General features: G+C 71.3%; 9 protein-coding genes. 3 read left to right on the top strand and 6 right to left on the bottom strand.

The features are described 5' to 3' along the window. Both C665_RS18305 and C665_RS18300 read left to right on the top strand, forming a co-directional pair. The coding region (locus tag C665_RS18305; protein WP_004326034.1) for a ComF family protein at positions 1-258 on the top strand (258 nt) is incomplete at its 5' end. Positions 259-395: 137 nt separating this feature from the next. Then, positions 396-872, top strand: a complete 477-nt coding sequence (locus C665_RS18300) for a tRNA (cytidine(34)-2'-O)-methyltransferase (RefSeq protein WP_004326033.1) — start codon at positions 396-398, stop codon at positions 870-872. Positions 873-893: 21 nt separating this feature from the next. On the opposite strand, the gene C665_RS18295 is transcribed toward C665_RS18300, so the two are convergent. From C665_RS18295 to C665_RS18270, 6 genes are all read right to left on the bottom strand, one after another. Then, positions 894-1,895, bottom strand: coding sequence for an NAD(P)H-dependent glycerol-3-phosphate dehydrogenase (locus C665_RS18295; RefSeq protein WP_012585072.1), 1,002 nt, complete (start codon positions 1,893-1,895; stop codon positions 894-896). Further along, the gene (locus C665_RS18290) at positions 1,883-2,380 is read right to left on the bottom strand and encodes an SH3 domain-containing protein (protein ID WP_004326031.1); all 498 of its coding nucleotides are present in this window, start codon (positions 2,378-2,380) and stop codon (positions 1,883-1,885) included. The genes C665_RS18295 and C665_RS18290 overlap by 13 nt, the downstream gene beginning before the upstream one ends. A gap of 10 nt (positions 2,381-2,390) precedes the next feature. Further along, complete coding sequence (gene secB, locus C665_RS18285; protein ID WP_004326030.1) at positions 2,391-2,855, bottom strand: protein-export chaperone SecB; 465 nt, start codon at positions 2,853-2,855, stop codon at positions 2,391-2,393. A gap of 125 nt (positions 2,856-2,980) precedes the next feature. Further along, the gene (grxC, locus tag C665_RS18280; protein WP_004326029.1) at positions 2,981-3,250 is read right to left on the bottom strand and encodes a glutaredoxin 3; all 270 of its coding nucleotides are present in this window, start codon (positions 3,248-3,250) and stop codon (positions 2,981-2,983) included. A gap of 2 nt (positions 3,251-3,252) precedes the next feature. Beyond that, positions 3,253-3,669, bottom strand: coding sequence for a rhodanese-like domain-containing protein (locus C665_RS18275; RefSeq protein ID WP_004326028.1), 417 nt, complete (start codon positions 3,667-3,669; stop codon positions 3,253-3,255). Between the two features lie 32 nt (positions 3,670-3,701). Then, complete coding sequence (locus C665_RS18270) at positions 3,702-4,031, bottom strand: ArsR/SmtB family transcription factor (protein WP_004326027.1); 330 nt, start codon at positions 4,029-4,031, stop codon at positions 3,702-3,704. Between the two features lie 207 nt (positions 4,032-4,238). Here C665_RS18270 and C665_RS18265 point away from each other — a divergent pair. Then, positions 4,239-5,053, top strand: an 815-nt coding sequence (locus C665_RS18265) for a murein hydrolase activator EnvC family protein (protein WP_004326026.1), incomplete at its 3' end; no start/stop codon positions are given.

The following is a 5,053-nucleotide window of genomic DNA, read 5'->3' as shown; positions in this document are numbered from 1 at the left end:
GACCTGCCGCTCGGGCTCGCCGTCGTGCGCAAGCTGCGCGACCTGCCGGCGCAGGCCGGGCTCGACCGCGAGGCCCGCCTGCGCAGCCCGCGCGGCGCCTTCGAGTGCGTGGAGGACCTGAGCGGGCGCAGGGTGATCGTGGTCGACGACGTGATGACCACCGGCGCCACGCTCGACGAGCTTGCGCGCTGCCTCAAGGGGCGAGGGGCGAGCTGGGTCGGCAACCTGGTCGTGGCGCGCACGCCTTCGCCCTCTTGAGCCCGCGGTGGTGGCGGCCTGCTAGACTCGCCGGCCGGCGGCTCCGCTGCACTCGCTTCGGCTTGCGGAGCGGTCTTGCCGCAGCCGATTTCCGCCCGGCCATGCACCTGCACCCGGCCAACCTTGGCTATCCAGCGATGTTCGAGATCGTCCTCTACCAGCCCGAGATCCCGCCCAACACCGGCAACGTGATCCGCCTCGCCGCCAACACCGGCTGCCGCCTCCATCTGGTGGCGCCGCTCGGCTTCGACCTGTCGGACAAGCAGCTCGCCCGCGCCGGCCTGGACTACCACGATCTCACCTGCCTGACCGTGCATCCCGACTGGGCGCACTGCCGCGAGGTGCTCGCCGGGCGGCGCATGTTCGCCATGAGCACGCGTGCGAGCCGGCGTCACGACCGTGTGGATTTCCAGCCTGGCGATGCGCTGCTCTTCGGTCCCGAGAGCCGCGGCCTGCCCGAGGAGATCCTGCGCGAGTTCGCGCCCGAGCGGCGGGTGCGCATCCCGATGCGCCCGACCAACCGCAGCGTCAATCTGTCGAACGCGGTGGCGGTGGTGGTGTACGAGGGCTGGCGCCAGCACGACTTTGCCGGCGCCGTCGCGCAGGGCGACTGAGCCGAGCCGCGCCGCGCGCGCTCACTCCGCGCGCGGGTCGCGTGCGAGCAGGCGCTCCACGGCGCCGCGCGCGTCGAGTCCGTGATGGAGGAGAGCGTCGATGGCTTCGCAGATCGGCATCTCGACGCCATGGCGGCGGGCGAGGCCGACCACCTCGCGTGCGGTCGACACGCCCTCGGCAACGTGGCCGAGCTGGCGCAGGATGTCGGCGAGGCCCTTGCCCTCGGCCAGCGCCAGGCCGACGCGGCGGTTGCGCGAGAGGTCGCCGGTGCAGGTGAGAATCAGGTCGCCCATGCCGGCCAGGCCCATCAGGGTCTCGCCGCGCGCGCCGAGCGCACGCGCGAGGCGGGCGATCTCGGCCAAGCCGCGGGTGATCAGGGCGGCGCGCGCATTGAGTCCGAAGCCCATGCCGTCGGAGACGCCGGCGGCGATCGCCATGACGTTCTTGACCGCGCCGCCGACCTCGCAGCCCACCAGATCGGTGTTGGCGTAGATGCGCAGGCGGGGCTGGTGCAGCACGCCCACCCAGTGGCGGGCGAAATCGGCGTCGTGTGCCGCCAGCGCGATCGCCGCGGGCAGGCCGCGCGCGACCTCGGCGGCGAAGCTCGGGCCGGTGAGTACGCCACTCGCGGACCCGGCGCCGCACTCCTCGGCGACGATCTCGTGCGGCAGCTTGCCGGTGCCGGCCTCGAAGCCCTTGCAGGCCCACAGCAGCGCACGCCCGGGAGCGAGCCGACGCAGCTCGCGCACCGTGGTGCGCAGGCCGGCGAGGGGGGTGACGACCAGATGCAGCTCGGCCTGCGCTGCGGCGCGCGCGAAGTCGGCCTCGACCGCGAGCGTGTCGCGCAGGCGGACACCGCGCAGGTAGCGGGTGTTCTCGTGGATGCGGGCGATCTCTTCGAGCTGGCCGCGGTCGCGGCCCCACAGGACCACCTCGTGGCTGGCGGAAAAGGCTTGGGCGAGCGCGGTGCCCCAGGCGCCCGCGCCGAACACGGCGATGCGGCGGCGGCTCACAGTCCCCATACCTCGCTGGCGTGCACGTAGCCTTCGAAGCCCTCGACGTGGCGCACGCGCGCCCAGCCCTCGCTGGCGGGTTCGAGCAGTTCGAGGACGACGTTGCGCGTGGCTTCGAAGGCGGGCGCGGCGGTCTCCTGCGCGGCGCGGCGCACGATCGCGCGCTCCGCGGTGACGATGACCGTCCGGCGCGTGACGAGGGCGCCGCCCTCGACCCAGCCGAACCCGCCGGCAGGGTCGCGCACGCGCATCCAGCCGTCCTCGCGCACGACGATCTCGACCGGTGTGCCCGGGCGCAGGCGGAACAGCGCCTCGGCATCCGGCGCCGGCTGCTCGCGCAGCAGGGTCGAAGCCGCGACCGAGCGGTATTCGATCGCCTGCGCGGCGACCGGCAAGGCCGCGCCGCTCAGGGGGGCGGACACGGCGAGCATCAGGAGCGCGCGGCCGAGCGGCGCCGAAGGTATCTGCGGGGACGGACGGCGCGCGCGCTTCATGCGGGACGCCTCACTGGATGGGAACTTCGCCGTTCGCCTGCTCGATGGCCTGCTGGCGTTGCGCCTGGTAGAGCGATTCGAAATTGACCGGCGAAAGCAGCACCGGCTGGAAACCGGCACGGGTGACCGCGTCCGACACCGCCTCGCGGGCGTAGGGGAAGAGGATGTTGGGGCAGCCGATCATCATCACCGGCTCCAGCTCACCCTCGGGGAGGTTGCGGATCTGGAAGATGCCGGCCTGCGCGACCTCGACCAGGAAGAGGTTGCGTTCCTCGCCGATGCGGGCGTTGACGGTGACGGTCAGGGTGACTTCGTACACGCCTTCCTCGACCACCTGGCCTTCGGTACGCAGTTGCACGTTCACCTGCGGGGTCTCGCGCTCGAGGAAGATCTGCGGGGCACCCGGCACCTCGACCGAGAGGTCCTTGACGTAGAGTTTTTCGATCGAGAAGACGGGTTGGGTGTTTTCGCTCATGAATCGGGTTCCGGTTTGGGTGGGTACGGCCGCGCCTGCGGCCGCGGGGAAAAAGGATGCTCGGCGGGGAGCGTCGGAGATGGGGGGGCGGGGGCGTCTCGCGTGCCGCGGGTACGAACCCGCGCTCAGGCGCTCTCGCCGCGCAGCAGCGCAGCGAGCCTGCCGCCGCGCTCGAGGGCGAGGAGATCGTCGCAGCCGCCCACATGGTAGTCGCCGATGAAGATCTGCGGAACGGTGCGGCGTCCGCTCAGCTTCATCATCTCCTCGCGACGCGAGGGGTCGAGATCGACGCGGATCTTGTCCAGCCCGACCACGCCCTTGTCGAGCAGCAATTGCTCGGCGCGGATGCAGTAGGGGCAGGTGGCGGTCGCGTACATGCGGATCGGAGGCTGCATGCTCACTTCCTCTTGCGGCTGACGGGCTGCCCCGCCTTCTGCCACTCCATCATGCCGCCGCGCAGGTTGTAGATGCGGTTGAATCCGGCCTTGCGCAGCGCGCCTGCGGCGCTGTTCGAGCGCGCGCCGGTGGTGCAGCAAAGGATGACCGGGTGGTCCTTCCACTTTTCCATCTCCTTGCCGCGGCGCTCGATCTCGCCGGCGGGGATGTGGCGCGCGTTGGGGATGTGGCCCTGGGCGTACTCGCCCTGCTCGCGCACGTCGATGACGATCGCGTCCTCGCGGTTGACGAGGAGGGTCGCCTCCACGGGCGAGAGCTGGGTGTCGTCGCCGCGGCTGCGCACGAGTTCGACCATCAGCCAGGTGCCCGAGGCGGCGGCGAGCGCCGCCCAGTACCAGTTGTGTTGCAGGAATTCCACGAAGGGGATGCTCCGGTTGCGGGGTTGGGGGGTCAGCGTTCGGCGTCGTCGTCGGCGCAGAAGACCTCGCGCATCAGCACGATCAGCTGCAGGGTGCGCTCGTCGCCGACGCGGTAATAGACGCGGTTGGCGTCCTTGCGCGTCTGCAGCACACCCTTGTCGCGCAGGATGGCGAGATGCTGGGAGATGTTGCTCTGCGAGGTTCCCACCGCGTCGACGATGTCCTGCACGCATTCTTCGCCGCTGCCGAGCACACAGAGGATCTTCAGGCGCAGGGGATGCGCGATCGCCTTGAGCGCGCGGGCGGCGGTCTCGATGTGTTCGTGCTTGTCGATCAGGGTGGTGATTGCGTCTTTGTCCACGATGGGGCCGGCAGAACCAAAGCGCTAGTATAAAATAACGCGTTGTCCCGATGCATGAGAGATCTCGCGTCCGAGCGGCCGCGTGCCGGTCACGAGCCGCCGCCTCGCGCACCCTTCACCGCATCGGGTCCCTTGTCCGACTGCCCTCCGTCCTCGCCCCCGTCCAGCATTGCTCGCCCCTCGCAACTCTCCGCGGATCCCACCCCGTTGTCGCCCAGAAGCCTGAAGTCGCCGATCGCAGGCGCGTGCATCGCCGCGCTCGCCGCCCTCCTTGTCGTGCCCGGCCCGGCCTTCGCCCAGGCCGGCGGCGAGATCGCCGAGCGGCGCTCCGACCTCGACGAGCTCAAGCAGCGTATCCGCGAGTTGCAGGAGGAGATGGCGAAGGCGGAGGCCGATCGCACCAGCGCGCAGAAGGCGCTGGTCGACTCCGAGCGTTCGGTGTCGCGCGCCGTACGCGAGCTCGCCCGCATCGAGGGCGAGCGCAGGAACGCCGAGAAGCGGCTCGCGGTGCTCGAAGGCGAGCAGCGCGAGACCGCCGCGCGCATCGACGCCCGCCGCGGTGAGCTCGCCGACTGGGTGCGTCGCCACTACGTGCATGGCGCGGCCGACGGTGTGGCGCCGCTGCTGTCGGCACGCGACCCCAACCAGCTCGCGCGCGACGCGCACTACCTGGAGCACCTTGGTCGCGCCCGCCTGGAGCTCATCGAAGGCCTGCGCACCGACCTCTCCGAGACCCGGCGCCGCGCCGACGAGATCAGCGCCCGCCGCGATCGTCTCGCCACGCTCGAGAGCGAGCAGCGCGACCGCCAGCAGCAGCTGCAGACCGAGCAGTCGCGGCGCAAGGCCGCGCTCGCCGAGGTGAGCCGCGAGCTGCAGGCGAAGAAGAGCGAGGTCGATGCGCTGCAGCAGGACGAACAGCGTCTCGGCAAGCTCATCGAGACCCTCGCTCGCCGCGCCCGCCTCGCCGCCGCGCGCGAGGCCGCACGCCGTGAAGCGGAGCAGCGCGAGGCCGAACGCCGCGC

The organism is Thauera aminoaromatica S2, assembly GCF_000310185.1.
GTDB lineage: Bacteria > Pseudomonadota > Gammaproteobacteria > Burkholderiales > Rhodocyclaceae > Thauera > Thauera aminoaromatica.
Note: the sequence above shows the minus strand (reverse complement) of the source record. Positions and strands in the feature narration are given on the sequence as shown.